This is a genomic window from Pseudomonas sp. JV241A, assembly GCF_900275665.1.
Taxonomy (GTDB): Bacteria; Pseudomonadota; Gammaproteobacteria; order Pseudomonadales; family Pseudomonadaceae; genus Aquipseudomonas; species Aquipseudomonas wadenswilerensis.
On the sequence record NZ_OPYO01000025.1, the window covers coordinates 88,746 to 103,630 of the forward strand.

13 protein-coding genes are annotated in these 14,885 nt (G+C 64.7%); 12 read left to right on the top strand and 1 reads right to left on the bottom strand.

Translation table 11 applies throughout. The annotated features are described in order from the left end of the window. The first annotated feature begins 25 nt into the window (after nucleotides 1-25). The 10 genes from hyi to JV241A_RS16480 all read left to right on the top strand — a co-directional run bounded on the left by hyi (nucleotide 26) and on the right by JV241A_RS16480 (nucleotide 11,933). The gene (gene hyi / locus JV241A_RS16435) at nucleotides 26-808 is read left to right on the top strand and encodes a hydroxypyruvate isomerase (RefSeq protein WP_115088014.1); all 783 of its coding nucleotides are present in this window, start codon (nucleotides 26-28) and stop codon (nucleotides 806-808) included. 153 nt (nucleotides 809-961) lie between these two features. Beyond that, the gene (locus JV241A_RS16440) at nucleotides 962-1,855 is read left to right on the top strand and encodes a 2-hydroxy-3-oxopropionate reductase (protein ID WP_134063541.1); all 894 of its coding nucleotides are present in this window, start codon (nucleotides 962-964) and stop codon (nucleotides 1,853-1,855) included. Nucleotides 1,856-1,947: 92 nt separating this feature from the next. Then, nucleotides 1,948-3,216, top strand: coding sequence for a glycerate kinase (locus JV241A_RS16445; protein ID WP_115088016.1), 1,269 nt, complete (start codon nucleotides 1,948-1,950; stop codon nucleotides 3,214-3,216). A gap of 1 nt (nucleotide 3,217) precedes the next feature. Continuing rightward, a complete protein-coding gene (pyk, locus tag JV241A_RS16450; RefSeq protein ID WP_115088017.1) occupies nucleotides 3,218-4,633 on the top strand; it encodes a pyruvate kinase in 1,416 nt (471 codons plus the stop codon). Nucleotides 4,634-4,795: 162 nt separating this feature from the next. Further along, nucleotides 4,796-5,680 carry an urea transporter gene (locus tag JV241A_RS16455; protein ID WP_134063543.1) on the top strand — a complete coding sequence of 295 codons (885 nt, stop codon included), beginning with the start codon at nucleotides 4,796-4,798 and terminating at the stop codon, nucleotides 5,678-5,680. A gap of 44 nt (nucleotides 5,681-5,724) precedes the next feature. Then, nucleotides 5,725-6,546, top strand: coding sequence for an ion transporter (locus tag JV241A_RS16460; protein WP_115088019.1), 822 nt, complete (start codon nucleotides 5,725-5,727; stop codon nucleotides 6,544-6,546). Nucleotides 6,547-6,642: 96 nt separating this feature from the next. Beyond that, the gene (locus JV241A_RS16465) at nucleotides 6,643-7,644 is read left to right on the top strand and encodes a sulfate ABC transporter substrate-binding protein (RefSeq protein WP_115088020.1); all 1,002 of its coding nucleotides are present in this window, start codon (nucleotides 6,643-6,645) and stop codon (nucleotides 7,642-7,644) included. Nucleotides 7,645-7,803: 159 nt separating this feature from the next. Next, a complete protein-coding gene (locus JV241A_RS16470) occupies nucleotides 7,804-8,190 on the top strand; it encodes a DUF2946 domain-containing protein (protein WP_115088021.1) in 387 nt (128 codons plus the stop codon). A 100-nt stretch (nucleotides 8,191-8,290) separates the two neighbouring features. Then, entirely contained in the window at nucleotides 8,291-10,459 is a 2,169-nt protein-coding gene (locus tag JV241A_RS16475; protein ID WP_115088022.1) for a TonB-dependent receptor, read from the top strand. A 10-nt stretch (nucleotides 10,460-10,469) separates the two neighbouring features. Further along, nucleotides 10,470-11,933 (top strand): PepSY domain-containing protein, encoded by a 1,464-nt coding sequence (locus tag JV241A_RS16480; RefSeq protein ID WP_134063545.1) that lies wholly within the window; start codon nucleotides 10,470-10,472, stop codon nucleotides 11,931-11,933. Nucleotides 11,934-11,995: 62 nt separating this feature from the next. Here the strand turns inward: JV241A_RS16480 and JV241A_RS16485 are convergent, their stop codons facing one another. Beyond that, on the bottom strand, nucleotides 11,996-12,925 hold the full coding sequence (locus JV241A_RS16485; RefSeq protein ID WP_134063547.1) for a class I SAM-dependent methyltransferase: 930 nt from the start codon (nucleotides 12,923-12,925) through the stop codon (nucleotides 11,996-11,998). Between the two features lie 170 nt (nucleotides 12,926-13,095). On the opposite strand from JV241A_RS16485, the gene JV241A_RS16490 reads away from it, so the two are divergent. Together JV241A_RS16490 and JV241A_RS16495 are read left to right on the top strand one after the other, a co-directional pair. Beyond that, nucleotides 13,096-13,752 carry a DsbA family protein gene (locus tag JV241A_RS16490; protein WP_115088024.1) on the top strand — a complete coding sequence of 219 codons (657 nt, stop codon included), beginning with the start codon at nucleotides 13,096-13,098 and terminating at the stop codon, nucleotides 13,750-13,752. Next, nucleotides 13,749-14,864 (top strand): efflux RND transporter periplasmic adaptor subunit, encoded by a 1,116-nt coding sequence (locus JV241A_RS16495; protein WP_134063549.1) that lies wholly within the window; start codon nucleotides 13,749-13,751, stop codon nucleotides 14,862-14,864. Before JV241A_RS16490 ends, JV241A_RS16495 begins: the two co-directional genes overlap by 4 nt. Nucleotides 14,865-14,885 lie beyond the last annotated feature (21 nt).

Consider the following 14,885-nt stretch of genomic DNA (forward strand, 5'->3'; position numbering starts at 1 on the left):
GGCCCCTTTTTGCAAGGAGACAACCATGCCACGTTTCGCCGCCAACCTGTCCATGCTGTTCACCGAGCAGGACTTCCTCGCCCGTTTCAAGGCTGCTGCCGACGCTGGTTTCAGCGGTGTCGAGTACCTGTTCCCGTACGATTTCAGCTCGGCTGAAATCAAGCAGCAGCTCGATGCCCACGGCCTGACCCAGGTGCTGTTCAACCTGCCGGCCGGCGACTGGGCCAAGGGTGACCGCGGGATCGCCTGCGACCCGGCCCGAGTCGAGGAATTCCGTGCCGGTGTCGATCTGGCCATCGCCTATGCCCAGGTGCTGGGCAACACCCAGGTCAACTGCCTGGCCGGCATCCGCCCACAAGGCCCGGACTGCGCCACGGTGCGCAAGACCTTCGTCGACAACCTCAAGTTTGCCGCCGACAAGCTGCAGGCGGCCGGGATCAAGCTGGTCATGGAAATGATCAACACCCGCGACATCCCCGGCTTCTACCTGAACACCACCAAGCAGGCGCTGGACATCCAGGCGGAAGTGGCCAGCAGCAACCTGTACCTGCAATACGACATCTACCACATGCAGATCATGGAGGGCGACCTGGCCCGCACCGTGGAAAGCAACCTGGCCAAGATCAACCACATCCAGCTGGCCGACAACCCGGGCCGCAATGAGCCGGGTACTGGCGAGATCAACTATCGCTTCCTCTTCGAACACCTGGACCGCATCGGTTACCAGGGCTGGGTGGGCTGTGAATACAAGCCGCTGACCACCACCGAAGCGGGCCTTGGCTGGCTGAAGAGCCACAACGCGATCTGACGCACTGACGGGCCTCGACCATCCCTGTGGGAGCTGGCTTACCAGCGATGAGGCCCTCACAGCTACACCGCATTGTTCCCATCGCTGGCAAGCCAGCTCCCACAGGGGCCCGGCCCGCCAGCCGAGATTGAATAATTACAAGAGGCATTTCTCATGGCTAAAATCGGATTTATCGGCACCGGCATCATGGGCCGTCCAATGGCGCAGAACCTGCAAAAAGCCGGTCACAGCCTGTTCATCTCAACCCACCACGATGCCGCGCCTGCCGACCTGGTCGCCGCTGGCGCCGTGGCCCTGGCCAACCCGAAAGAAGTGGCCCAGGAAGCTGAATTCATCATCGTCATGGTCCCCGATACCCCGCAGGTTGAAGCGGTGCTGTTCGGCGACAACGGCGTGGCCCAGGGCGTTGGCCCGAACAAGGTGGTGATCGACATGAGCTCGATCTCGCCGACCGCCACCAAAGCCTTCGCCGAGAAGATCAAAGCCACCGGCGCCACCTACCTCGACGCGCCGGTTTCCGGTGGCGAAGTCGGTGCCAAGGCCGCGACCCTGAGCATCATGGTCGGCGGTTGCCCGAACGCTTTCGAACGCGCCCTGCCGCTGTTCCAGGTCATGGGCAAGAACATCACCCGCGTCGGCGGCAGCGGCGACGGCCAGACCGCCAAGGTCGCCAACCAGATCATCGTTGCCCTGAACATCCAGGCCGTGGCCGAAGCCCTGCTGTTCGCCGCCAAGAACGGTGCAGACCCGGCCAAGGTGCGTGAAGCACTGATGGGCGGCTTCGCCTCCTCGAAGATCCTCGAAGTGCACGGCGAGCGCATGATCAAGGGCACCTTCGATCCAGGCTTCCGCATCAGCCTGCACCAGAAGGACCTGAACCTGGCCCTGCAAGGCGCCAAGGAGCTGAACATCAACCTGCCCAACACCGCCAACGCCCAGCAAGTGTTCAGCACCTGCGCCGCGATCGGCGGCGCCAACTGGGACCACTCGGCATTGATCAAGGGCCTGGAACACATGGCCAACTTCTCGATCCGCGACGACAAATAAGACCCCGGGCAACACCGCCCCTGGGTCAGCCTGCACGGAGGCGGGCCCAGGGGCGTTTTTGATTCCGAAGAACAATAAGATTGGAGCCTGCCATGTCGGTCGATCCGCAACACTTTCTGCGCGAGCTGTTCGCCACGGCCATCGATGCCGCGCATCCCCGCCAGGTCCTTGAAGCCCACCTGCCCAGCGACCGCAGCGGTCGCGTTATTGTCATCGGCGCCGGCAAGGCCGCTGCGGCCATGGCCGAAGTCGTCGAACGCGCCTGGAAGGGCCCGGTCTCCGGCCTGGTGGTCACCCGCTACGGCCACGGCGCCAGCTGCTCGAAAATCGAAGTGGTCGAAGCCGCCCACCCGGTCCCGGACGCCGCCGGCCTGGCCGTGGCCAAACGGGTGCTGGAAATGGTCAGCAACCTCACGGCTGACGACCGGGTGATCTTCCTGCTCTCCGGTGGCGGTTCGGCGCTGCTGGCGCTGCCTGCCGAAGGCCTGACCCTGGCCGACAAGCAACAGATCAACAAGGCCCTGCTCAAATCCGGCGCGACCATCGGCGAGATGAACTGCGTACGCAAGCACCTCTCGGCGATCAAGGGCGGGCGCCTGGCCAAGGCCTGCTGGCCGGCCACCGTCTACACCTATGCGATTTCCGATGTACCGGGGGATCTGGCCACGGTGATCGCCTCCGGCCCGACCGTGGCCGACCCGAGCACTTCGGCCGAGGCCCTGGCGATCCTCAAGCGCTACAACATCGAAGCGCCCGCAGCGGTCACCGCCTGGTTGAACAACCCGGCTTCCGAGACCGTCAAGGCCGATGACCCGGCCCTGGCCCGCAGCCACTTCCAGCTCATTGCCCGGCCCCAGCAGTCGCTCGAAGCGGCGGCGGTCAAAGCCCGCCAGGCCGGTTTCAGCCCGCTGATCCTCGGCGACCTGGAAGGCGAATCACGCGAGGTGGCCAAGGTCCATGCCGGCATCGCCCGGCAGATCGTCCAGCACGGCCAACCGCTGTCGCCGCCTTGCGTGATCCTCTCCGGTGGCGAGACCACCGTGACCGTGCGCGGCAATGGCCGTGGCGGGCGCAATGCCGAATTCCTGCTGAGCCTGACCGAAAGCCTCAAGGGCCTGCCCGGGGTCTATGCCCTGGCCGGTGACACCGACGGCATCGACGGCTCCGAAGACAACGCCGGCGCGCTGATGACTCCGGACAGCTACGCCCGCGCCGCGGCCCTGGGCCTGTCGGCCAGCGATGAACTGGACAACAACAACGGCTACGGCTACTTCGCCGCGCTCGATGCCCTGATCGTCACCGAGCCGACGCGGACCAACGTCAACGATTTTCGCGCCATCCTGATCCTCGAGAGTGCCTGACATGACGCCCGATAAAAAAGTCAAAATCCTTGCCACCCTCGGTCCTGCGATCAAGGGCATCGACGACATCCGCCAGCTGGTCGAGGCCGGGGTGAACATCTTTCGCCTGAACTTCAGCCACGGCGAGCACGAAGACCACGCCCTGCGCTACCAGTGGATCCGCGAGGTGGAGAGCCAGCTCAACTACCCGCTGGGCATCCTCATGGACCTGCAAGGGCCCAAGCTGCGCGTTGGCCGTTTTGCCGAGGGCAAAGTCCAACTGCAGCGCGGCCAGACCCTGCGCCTGGACCTGGACAGCACCCCGGGCACTGCCTCGCGGGTCAACCTGCCGCATCCGGAAATCATCGCCGCCCTGGAACCGGGCATGGACCTGCTGCTCGATGACGGCAAGCTGCGCCTGCGGGTGACCGCCAAGCACAGCGATGCGATCGAGACCGAAGTCCTCAACGGCGGCGAGCTGTCCGACCGCAAGGGCGTCAACGTGCCGCAAGCGGTGCTGGACCTCAGCCCGCTGACCGCCAAGGACCGCCGCGACCTGAGCTTCGGCCTGGAGCTGGGCGTGGACTGGGTGGCGCTGTCGTTCGTGCAGCGCCCGGAAGACATCGTCGAAGCGCGCCAGCTGATCGGTGACCGCGCCTACCTGATGGCCAAGATCGAGAAACCTTCGGCGGTCACCCAACTGCGCGCCATTGCCGAGCTGAGCGACGCGATCATGGTCGCCCGTGGCGACCTGGGCGTGGAAGTGCCGGCCGAAAGCGTGCCGCAGATCCAGAAGAGCATCATCAACACCTGCCGCGAACTGGGTAAACCGGTGGTGGTGGCCACGCAGATGCTCGAATCGATGCGCTTCTCCCCGGCCCCGACCCGCGCCGAAGTCACCGACGTGGCCAACGCCGTGGCCGAAGGCGCCGATGCGGTGATGCTCTCGGCCGAGACCGCCTCGGGTGACTACCCGCTGGAAGCGGTGCAGATGATGAGCAAGATCATCCGCCAGGTGGAGAATGGCCCGGACTACCAGGCTCAGCTCGACGTCGGCCGGCCGAAAGCCGAAGCCACCGTATCGGACGCCATCAGCTGCGCGATCCGCCGCATCAGCGGCATCCTGCCGGTGGCGGTGCTGGTCAACTACAGCGAGTCGGGGGCTTCGACCCTGCGCGCCGCCCGCGAGCGGCCACGGGCACCGATCCTCAACCTGACTCCCAACCTGTCCACCGCCCGGCGCCTGAGCGTGGCCTGGGGTGTGCACTCGGTAGTCAACGATCGCCTGCGCCAGGTCGACGAGATCTGCTCCACCGCCCTGGAAATCGCTCAGGCCCAGGGCATGGCCAGCCGTGGCGATACGCTGTTGATCACCGCCGGTGTGCCTTTTGGCAAGCCAGGGTCGACTAACACGCTGCGGATCGAGAGCTTGATCTGAGTTGAACCCCATCGCTGGCAAGCCAGCTCCCACAGGTGCTGTGCACACCGAACCTGTGGGAGCTGGCTTGCCAGCGATGAGGCCAGACCGGCCAACAACAATTCCGGTGGGACAACCCGGCCCAAAGAGGCTCCCCACTCCACATCAACCCAGACTGCCCCCATGTACACCAAGAATTTCGTCAACCCGTGCCCCGACTGGGCCACGGCCTTGCTCAACGGCTTCAGCCAGGTGCTGCTGCAGCGCAACCCGCTGTGTGGCCTGTGCTGCCTGCTGGCGATCACCCTGACCGCGCCCGACCTGGTCGGCGGCGCGCTGCTCGGTGCCCTCGCCGGGCTGCTGACCGCGCAACGCCGCGGCTACAACCGCAGCGACCGCCAGGCCGGCCTGTACAGCTACAACGGCGTGCTGATCGGCCTGTTGATCAGCTATGCCCTGCCCTGGTCGGCGATCCTGCCGCCCCTGATCATCGCCGCCGGCGGCCTGAGCAGCATGCTCGTGCACCAGTGGCTCAAGCGCGGCCCCAAGCAATTGCTGCCCGCCTACACGGCGCCGTTCGTGTTGCTCGGCTGGGCTGCGCTGACCATGGCCGAACCCGCCGGCGCCGCCAGTACCGGCGTCGAAGCCAACCCGCTGTTTGCCCTGGCCCGTGGCCTCGGGCAGATCTTCTTGCTCGACCAGCCCCTGGCCGGCGTGCTGATTGCCATCGGCCTGCTGATCTCCAATCGCTACGCGGCAGTCTGGGCCTTGCTCGGCTCGGCCATCGGTGGCAGCGTGGCGTTGATCGGTGGCGAGGCCACGGCGGCCTATAACGGCCTGTTCGGCTTCAACGCCGCCCTGGCCGCCCTGGCCTTCAGCCAGGAGCGCCAGCGGCCCTGGTTGCCGCTGCTGGCCATCGTCCTGGCGATTGCCCTGCAACCGGTGTTCAGCCTGCTGCCGGTCGCCGGCCTGACCGCGCCGTTCATCCTCGCCTGTTGGCTGCTGCATGCCGGTGGCCGCCTGCTACGCGTGCCGGCGTCCCACAGCCGGCGTCGCTTGCACAGCTGAGGTGCAGCCCCTAGGCTCTGCCCATCTGCCTTTGGAACGAGCCTATGGACACCCCTTCGAGTTGGCGCGAGCAGCTCTACGTCATCGTCTTTCAAACCGACACCGTCGCCGGCCGACGCTTCGACAAGATCCTGCTGCTGATCATTCTCGCCAGCCTGGTGACGGTGATCCTGGACAGCATCGACGAGGTGCACCAGAGCTACGCCGGGCTGCTGGCGGCCATCGAGTGGGGCTTTACCGCGATCTTCCTGGTCGAGTACCTGATCCGCCTGTACTGCTCGCCCAAGCCCTTGCGCTACGCCTTCAGCTTCTATGGCCTGGTCGACCTGCTGGCCATCGTCCCGGGGATCATCGCCCTGTATTACAGCGACGCCCAGTACCTGCTGATCATCCGCGTCATCCGTATGCTGCGGATCTTCCGGGTGCTCAAGCTCAGCCCTTACCTGAAGCAGGCCAACTACCTGCTCACGGCGTTGCGCGGCAGCAAGCAGAAGATCATCGTCTTTTTGCTCAGCGTCTCGACCCTGGTGACCGTGTTCGGCACCCTGATGTACGTAGTCGAAGGCCCCGAGCATGGCTTTACCAGCATCCCCAAGGGCATCTACTGGGCCATCGTCACCCTGACCACGGTCGGTTTTGGCGACATCGTGCCCAAGACTCCGCTGGGCCAGGTGCTGTCGTCGATGGTAATGATCACCGGTTATTCGATCATTGCCGTGCCCACCGGGATTTTCACCGCGGAGCTGGCCAACGCCATGCGCGGCGAACAGCTGCAGCACGACTGCCCGGTGTGTCGGAAAAACAGCCATGAACACGGCGCCGCGTTCTGCTCCCGTTGCGGTAACGCACTGTTCAATAAAACGTAATAAGCAAAGCACTTTTTAATCTTTTAGCGCCTAAGGTCCAACCGCTATAGTCGCTGGCATAATGCCTTTAACGCCAACTCGAACAAGGAATGCGCAGTGAAAAAACTCTTCAGTGCCTCGCTTCTGGCCGCCGGCCTCGCCTTCGGCTCCGTGGCCCAGGCTGCTCCGGCACCTTTGCTGAACGTCTCGTATGACGTGATGCGCGACTTCTACAAGGACTACAACGCCGCGTTCCAGAAGCACTGGGAAGCCGAGCACAAAGAGAAGATCACCGTGCAGATGTCCTTCGGTGGTTCGAGCAAGCAGGCCCGTTCGGTGATCGATGGCCTGCCGGCTGACGTCATCACCATGAACATGGCCACCGACATCAATGCCCTGGCCGACAATGGCAAGCTGGTGCCGGACAATTGGGTCAGCCGCCTGCCGAACAACAGCGCGCCGTTCACTTCGGCCACCGTGTTCATCGTCCGCAAGGGCAACCCCAAGGCCCTGAAAGACTGGCCCGACCTGCTCAAGGACGGCGTCCAGGTCATCGTGCCTAACCCGAAAACCTCCGGCAACGGCCGCTACACCTACCTCTCGGCCTGGGGCTATGTGCTGAAGAACGGCGGTGACGAGAACAAGGCCAAGGACTTTGTCGGCAAGCTGTTCAAGCAGGCGCCAGTGCTCGACACCGGTGGCCGCGCCGCCACCACCACCTTCATGACCAACCAGATCGGCGACGTGCTGGTGACCTTCGAGAACGAAGCCGAAATGATCGCCCGCGAGTTCGGTCGCGATCAGTTCGAAGTGATCTACCCGAGCGTTTCCGCCGAGGCCGAGCCGCCAGTGAGCGTGGTCGACAAGGTGGTCGACAAGAAAGGCAGCCGCGCCACCGCCGAGGAATACCTGAAGTACCTGTGGTCGCCAGAGGCGCAGGAAATTGCTGCCAACAACTACCTGCGTCCGCGTGATGCGGCGGTACTGGCCAAGTACACCGACCGCTTCCCGAAAGTCGACTTCCTGTCGGTAGAGAAGACCTTCGGTGACTGGCGCACCGTGCAGAAAACCCACTTCAACGATGGCGGGATTTTCGACCAGATCTATACCGGGCAGTAAGGGCCTCATCGCCGGGCAAGCCCGCTCCTACTGAATGTGTAGGAGCGGGTTTGCCCGGCGATTGCTTCGCGCAATACAACCCGCCGCCGCTGAAACTCACCGAACAACAGGCCTGATTCGGCTTTAACGCCTGCGGGCATCGGTGCTAAAGTCGCGGCCATGAACCGCACCCCCTCCGACCGCCCGCTGATTGCCTGGACCTTGTACTTCTGTGTCCTGTTCAATCTGTTCGCCTGCGGGATCGGTCACGGGCAGATGATGGGCCTGCAGCTCAATGGCATTGGCGGCGCCTATTGCTCAGCCATGGGCAGCGCCGGGCCGACACTGAAAAGCGATTTCGACGACCAGTCGGTGGCCGGCTGGGACAGCATGCAAACCTGCCCGGTGTGCGCCGCCGCCGTAGTTTGCCTGGGCCTTGCGCTGGTCATCGGCTGGCTGCTGGCGGTCACTCGTGTACGTCGCTATCACCGTGAGCTGCGCAGCAAAGCGCCGCCGCGCTATTGCTGGCCCGCCGCCAACCCCCGCGCCTCCCCGCTTCTGGCTTGAACCTCCTGGCAGTTCCCCGGGCTGCCTGAAACCGGCCGTTTTTGCTGCGCCTGCCTGACAGGTGCAGGCGGCCGCTGGCTCAATTTCCAGAGTGTGATTCATGCCCTACTCCTATCGCCTTTCCGGTTGCGCGGCGCTGCTGTGCGCGCTGTCCTTCAATGCTGTGGCCGAGGCGCCGCTGACCCTGCCCGACCTGCGCATCAACGGCCGCGCCGACGCCGAAGACGGCGTACTGCTCGACACCCCGTCGCAAACCGGCTCACGCCTTGGCCTGACGCCACGGGAAACCCCGGCTTCGGTGAACATCGTCAACCGCCAGCAGATTCAGCAGCGCGGCGCCCAGACTACCCAGGACGTGCTCAACGGCGTGCCCGGCATGACCGCCGCCTCGCCGCCCGGCTCTGCCGGCTCAGTGGCTTATCGGGGCTTTTCCGGGGCACAGATCACCCAGCTGTTCAACGGCATCAGCGTGCAATACGACTCCATCGCCGCGCGCCCGGTGGACAGCTGGATCTATGACCGGGTCGAAGCCGTCGGCGGGCCGTCGAGCTTCCTCTTCGGTGCCGGTGCCGTGGGTGGATCGATCAACTACATCACCAAGCTGGCCAGCCGCGACGAGAACTTCAACGAGGGGCGAATCAAGTACGGCTCCTATGACAGCAGCGAGACCTCGTTCGGCTTCAACCATGCGCTCAACGACGGCGACGGCATCCGCAACTACGCCCGCCTGGATTTCAGCCACAGCAAAAGCAATGGCTATGTCGATCGCGAAGAGCGCGATGCCTGGACCGTGGCGTTCTCCCTGCTCACCGACATCAACGACCAGCTGTCCCACACCCTGGCCGTGGAGTATCAGAACGAAACGGTCGACAGCCCCTATTGGGGCAGCCCGGTGCTCAACCCGCTGGGTGGCGAAATGAAGGTCGACGAGAGCCGCCGCTTCGAGAACTACAACGTCGAAGACGGCCGCTACGAACAGCGCGTGCGCTGGCTGCGCTCGATCACCGACTATCGTTTCAACGACAACACCTCGCTGCGCAACACTCTCTACCACTACAACACCGAGCGTAACTTCCGTAACCTCGAAACCTACGCCTACAACGCCGACAACAGCCGGGTAAACCGCTCCAACGCGCTGCTGCAACGCCACGACCAGGAACTCAACGGCAACCGCTTCGAGCTGCTCCACGAAGGCCAGTTGTTCGGCTTGAACAGCCAGTGGTCGGCGGGCCTGGACTACAGCCACAACGTGCAGATGAGCTACCCGCGCTCGATCACCGGCATTTTCGACAGCGTCGACCCGGCCACCTTCGAACCCGGGCATTTCTATGATCTGAACGGCATGGTCCCGGGCTATCAGAAGAACCGCGAGAACACCGTCGACACCTGGGCGGCGTTCGTCGAAAACCGTCTGCAACTGACTGAGCGCCTGTCGCTGCTCACTGGTTTGCGCTACGACCATATCGACCTCGATGTGCACAACTACCGCACGGTCGATGCCAACAACCCGCTGGACTTCCAGCGCAGCTACGAGCCCACCACCGGGCGCATCGGCCTGGTCTACGAACTGACCCCGGCGGCCAACGTCTACGTGCAGTACAGCACCGCCGCCGACCCGCCCTCGGGCATGCTCAGCACCGCCAGCTTCGCCTCGGTACGCGACTTCGACCTGAGCACCGGCAAGCAACTGGAAGTGGGCAGCAAGTTCAGCTTCCTCGACGGCCGTGGTGCCGCTACCGTCGCCGCCTACCATATCGAGCGCAAGAACCTGGCCACCGCCGACGCCGCCAACCCCAGCGTCACCCAGCCGGTGGGCAAGCAATCCTCACGCGGGGTCGAGGTGGCCGCGTCGCTGCACGTCACGCCGAAGCTGCTGGCCGAGGGCAACTTCGCCTATGTCGACGCCCAGTACGATGAGTTCAACGAGAACGTCGGCGGCCGCTCGATCTCGCGCAAGGGCAACACCCCGACCAACATCCCCGAGCGGGTCGCCAACCTGTGGCTGACCTACGACATCGACCCGAGCTGGCAAGTCGGTGCCGACAGCCGCTATGTATCTTCGGTGTATGCCGATGCAGCCAACACCCGCTATGCGCCGTCATACACGATCTTCGGCGCCTTCCTCGGTTTCAAGGTCGATGACGACACGCGCATCACCGCCCGGGTGCGCAACCTGACCGACGAGGTGTACGCCCGCTGGACCTCTGCGAGCATGCTCTACCTCGGTGCCCCGCGCACCCTGGAGCTGGCCGTGCAGACGCGCTTCTAGGACGCCACCGATGAAACGTTACCTGTACCTGTGGCACCGCTGGCTGGGCATCGGGCTGTGCCTGTTCATGGCCCTGTGGTTCTTTTCGGGGATGGTCATGCTCTATGTCGGCTACCCCAAGCTGACCCCGCGCGAGCACTTCGCTCACCTGCCGCAGTTGCGCCTGCAGGATTGCTGCGTCGACCTCGGCACTGCCCTGCGCAGCGCCGATGCCGAGCGCAACCCGGCAAGCATCCGCCTGATCATGGTGGCCGGCACGCCGCGCTACCTATTCGGCTATCCGGGTCACGCCAGCGTGGCGGTGGATGCCCGCACGGGCCAGCGCCTGCAACCGATCGACCGCGACCAGGCGCTGGCCAGTGCTCGTCAGTACGACCCGGGGGCAAAGGCCAGCTATCGCGGCGCAGTGAGTGAGGACCTGTGGAGCCACTCGCGCGCCCTGGACGCCGAGCGGCCGTTACAGCGGGTCCAGCTCGACGATGGCGAGCGTACCCTGCTGTACATCTCCGGCCATACCGGTGAAGTGGTGCGCGATGCCAGCGCCCTGGAGCGCGGCTGGAACCTGGTCGGCGCCTGGCTGCACTGGCTGTACCCGTTGCGTGGCATTGGCGCGGACGGCCTGTGGAGCAACCTGGTGATCTACCTGTCGCTGGCCGGCACGCTGATGGCGCTGCTCGGCGCGGTGATCGGCATCCTCCGTTGGCGTCTGCGCCAGCCCTACCGCAGTGGCTCGCGCTCGCCCTACCGCGGGTTTGCCCGCTGGCACCATATCGGTGGCTTGCTGTTCGGCGTGCTGGCGATCACCTGGATCTTCAGTGGTTTGATGTCGATGAACCCGTGGCGGCTGCTCAGCAGTTCAGCGCCCTTGAACGTTGCGGCCTATCAAGGCGGGCCTTTGACCGCGGCGGCTTTCCCGCTCTCGGCCAACGAGGCGCTGGCGCGGTTTGGCCAGCAAGGCTTCAAGGCCCGTGAACTTGAGTGGCGCTTGATCGGCGGTGCGGGCTATCTGGTCGGCCATGAGGGTGCTGGCCGAACCCGGGTGCTGTCGATGGCCGACGGGCAGGTACTCGAGCGCCTGCCACGGGACGTACTGGAGCGTGCAGCGCAAGCGATTTTGCCTCAGGGCCAGATGCACAGCGTGCAGCTAGAAACCTACGACTTCTACTACTACGCCAGGGCCGAGCACAGCATGCTCGGCCACCTGGAAAAGCGTTTGCCGGTGTTGCGCGTACGCTTTGAAGACCCGCAGCAGAGCTGGCTGCACCTGGACCTGTACACCGGCGAGATGCTGGGCGTGCTGGACCAGCCCCGGCGCGTGTCGCGCTGGTTGTTCTCATTGCTGCACAGCTGGGACTGGTTGCCATTGCTGCAACAGCGGCCGCTGTGGGATGCCTGGATGATCCTGTTCAGCCTGGGCGGGCTGGTGCTGAGTGTCAGTGGTGTGGTGCTCGGCTGGCGACGGTTGGCCAAGTAGGAGCGGGCTTGCCCCGCGATGCGCGATGGCTGACAGAATGCTATCGCGGGGCAAGCCCGCGTCTACACAAGGTCCCTGAATACCAGGGCCTTGAGCCCGCCCGCCGGATCGCTGTCGGGGAATTCCGGCGGGTTGGCCAGGCGTTCGACGAAGGCCAGCCCCGGCGCTTCTGCGGCCATGCCTTCGATGAGAAAGTCCGGGCCGATCGCCGGGTCGTTGACGCAGGCCAGCACCGTGCCGCCGTCGTTCAACAGCTCCGGCAGGCGCCGCAGGATCTTGCGGTAATCCTGGGTCAGGACGAAGCTGCCTTTCTGGAAGGTTGGCGGGTCGATGATGATCAGATCATAGGGCCCGGACTTGCGCACCTTGCCCCACGACTTGAACAGCTCATGACCAAGAAAACTCACCTTGCCCAGGTCATGGCCGTTATGCCGATGGTTGTCGCGCCCACGGCTCAGCGCTGAACGCGCCATGTCCAGATTCACCACCTGCTCGGCGCCACCGGCAATCGCCGCCAGCGAAAACCCGCAGGTATAGGCGAACAGGTTGAGCACGCGCTTGCCCGCCGCCTGCTCGCGTACCCAGCGCCGGCCATAGCGCATGTCGAGGAACAAACCGGTGTTCTGCTTCAGGCCCAGGTCCAGCTGATAACGCAGGCCGTCCTCATCGATCAGCCAGTGCTCGCTGGGCGTACCCAGCAACCATTGGCCGGGGCTGTCCGGCAGGTAGCGGTGCTGGATCAGGATCGCCTGGCCGCTCCAGCACGGCGCTTCGGCCAGGGCCAGGAGCATCTGCTCCAGCGCCGGCAACTGGCCTTCGGGCGGCTCGCGAAACAGCGACACCAGCAGCACACCCTGCAGCCAGTCCACGGTGATCTGCTCCAACCCCGGCCAGCAGCGCCCGCGGCCATGGAACAGGCGGCGGGTTTCGCCCGGCGCCGGGTCAAGGGCGGCGAGCAGGTGCTGCTGGAGGGTATCGATCACGGAAGTCATGGGCACAATCAGTTGGCTAAAGGCGCCCATTCTACCTTGCCCGGCCCGTGCTGGCAGGCCGTTCGGCCATCGATGAAGGGGATGGGAGGATTAGCTGCACTTTTGTCGCTTTTTTCTCCCCCAGCCGCTGTGGATAGTGCCTCCATCCCCTCTGCTATCGGGTCACTACCATGTCCTCCTTGAAAGTCGAATTTTTCCACGATGTCGTCTGCGGCTGGTGCTTCGTCCTCGCCCCGCGGCTCAAGCAGCTGCAAGCCGAACTCGACCTGGATATCCAGCACCGCAGTTTCATTCTGCAAACCAGCCGTGAGGCGATGATCGAGCGCTTCGGCTCGATGCCCCAGGCCAAGGACACCATCCTCGGCCACTGGCAAGCCTGCGCCCGCGCCGAGGATGAAAAACGCATCAACATCGAAGGCATGCGCCAGCAACCGTTCGAATACCCCAACGGCCTGCTCGCCGCCCGCGCCTGCCAGACCGCCAATGCGCTGGGGGGCAATGCCGCTCACGAGCAGATGTTCGATCGCCTGCAACTGGCGCACCTGGTGCAAAGCCGCAACATCGGCGACAAGGCCACGGTACTGGCGATTGCCGCCGAAGCCGGCTTTGACCCGCAGGCCTTCGAACACGCCTTCGAGCATGACGCTCCGGCCCTGCTTGAACAGGACCTGCGCCTGGGCCGCCACCTGGGCATCAGCTCGGTGCCGTCGCTGGTGATTGCCGATCGGTACCTGATCCCCGGCGCCCTGGGGCTTGAGCAACTGCGCCAGTCACTGAACAACATTCGTCAGGAACTGGCGGCCAAGCCAGAAGGAGCGGTGCAATGAAAGCGCGCTACTGGGTAGGTTCAGGCAGCGCCGTCGCGGCATTGGCGGCAGCCTTCATGGTCTGGTCGCCAAACGGCGTCAGCGACACCAGCGCACCGGCACCGAGCGCGGCGCCAGCTACCCCGGTGGCCGTGGCCAATGTGCAGTCGGGGCCGATGCCGGTGGTGCTGTCCAGCGTCGGCACCCTGGCCGCGGTGCAACAGGTGCAGGTATCGCCGGAAGTCGGCGGACGCATCGTCGAACTCAATTTCACCGCCGGCAAGGCCGTCAGCGCCAACCAGGTGCTGCTCAAGCTCAACGACGGCCCGGAGCAAGGCGACCTGGCCAAGCTCCAGGCCCAGGCCAAGAACGCCAAGCTGGCCCTGGAGCGCACGCGCAAGGTGTTGCTGCTGGCCTCGACCCAGTCGCAACTGGACCAGGCCCAGGCCAACTACGATCAAGTCCGTGGCGAGATCGCCCGGGTCCAGGCGGTGATCAACCAGAAGACCATCCGCGCGCCGTTCGCCGGCGTGCTGGGGATCCGCAAGGTCGACCTGGGCCAGTACATCAGCCCCGGCGACAGCGTGGTGACTCTGACCCAGCTGTCGCGCCTGTACGTGAACTTCTCGCTGCCGGAACAGGCCGCCGCCCAGTTGCAACCCGGGCAGCTGATCAACCTCAAGGTCGACGCCTGGCCGCAGCGCCCGTTCCAGGCCACGGTCACCACCCTGGAGCCGCAGATCGACCCCGGCGCCCGTTCGATGCAGGTCCAGGCGACCCTGGACAACCCCGAACTGCTGCTCAAGCCGGGCATGTTCGCCAACGTCAGCGTCGAGCTGCCGAGCCTGGCCGATGTGCTCAGCGTTCCGGAAACCGCGATCAGCTACAACGCCTACGGCAACTCGCTGTTCGTCCTGCGCGAGAACAACGGCCAGCTGAATGTCGAGCAGGTCTTCGTCAAGCTCGGCGCGCGGCGCAATGACCGGGTGGTGGTACTCGATGCGATCAATGCCAACGACCGGGTGGTGGTCTCCGGGCAGATCCGCCTGAGCAACGGCATGCCAGTGCGCCTGACCCAGGATGCCATGGCCGCCAGCGACCTGAAGAAACCCGACGTGGCCCAGCAACTGTAACGCCGACCTGCGCCTTGCGTG

Excerpts from the sequence above, each read along its gene's own strand:
- JV241A_RS16490 (WP_115088024.1), top strand. The coding sequence starts at position 13,096 with ATGTCCTCCTTGAAAGTCGAATTTTTCCACGATGTCGTCTGCGGCTGG.
- JV241A_RS16480 (WP_134063545.1), top strand. The coding sequence starts at position 10,470 with ATGAAACGTTACCTGTACCTGTGGCACCGCTGGCTGGGCATCGGGCTG.
- JV241A_RS16485 (WP_134063547.1), bottom strand. The coding sequence starts at position 12,925 with ATGACTTCCGTGATCGATACCCTCCAGCAGCACCTGCTCGCCGCCCTT.
- pyk (WP_115088017.1), top strand. The coding sequence starts at position 3,218 with ATGACGCCCGATAAAAAAGTCAAAATCCTTGCCACCCTCGGTCCTGCG.
- JV241A_RS16445 (WP_115088016.1), top strand. The coding sequence starts at position 1,948 with ATGTCGGTCGATCCGCAACACTTTCTGCGCGAGCTGTTCGCCACGGCC.
- JV241A_RS16440 (WP_134063541.1), top strand. The coding sequence starts at position 962 with ATGGCTAAAATCGGATTTATCGGCACCGGCATCATGGGCCGTCCAATG.
- JV241A_RS16495 (WP_134063549.1), top strand. The coding sequence starts at position 13,749 with ATGAAAGCGCGCTACTGGGTAGGTTCAGGCAGCGCCGTCGCGGCATTG.
- JV241A_RS16455 (WP_134063543.1), top strand. The coding sequence starts at position 4,796 with ATGTACACCAAGAATTTCGTCAACCCGTGCCCCGACTGGGCCACGGCC.
- JV241A_RS16470 (WP_115088021.1), top strand. The coding sequence starts at position 7,804 with ATGAACCGCACCCCCTCCGACCGCCCGCTGATTGCCTGGACCTTGTAC.
- JV241A_RS16460 (WP_115088019.1), top strand. The coding sequence starts at position 5,725 with ATGGACACCCCTTCGAGTTGGCGCGAGCAGCTCTACGTCATCGTCTTT.
- hyi (WP_115088014.1), top strand. The coding sequence starts at position 26 with ATGCCACGTTTCGCCGCCAACCTGTCCATGCTGTTCACCGAGCAGGAC.
- JV241A_RS16475 (WP_115088022.1), top strand. The coding sequence starts at position 8,291 with ATGCCCTACTCCTATCGCCTTTCCGGTTGCGCGGCGCTGCTGTGCGCG.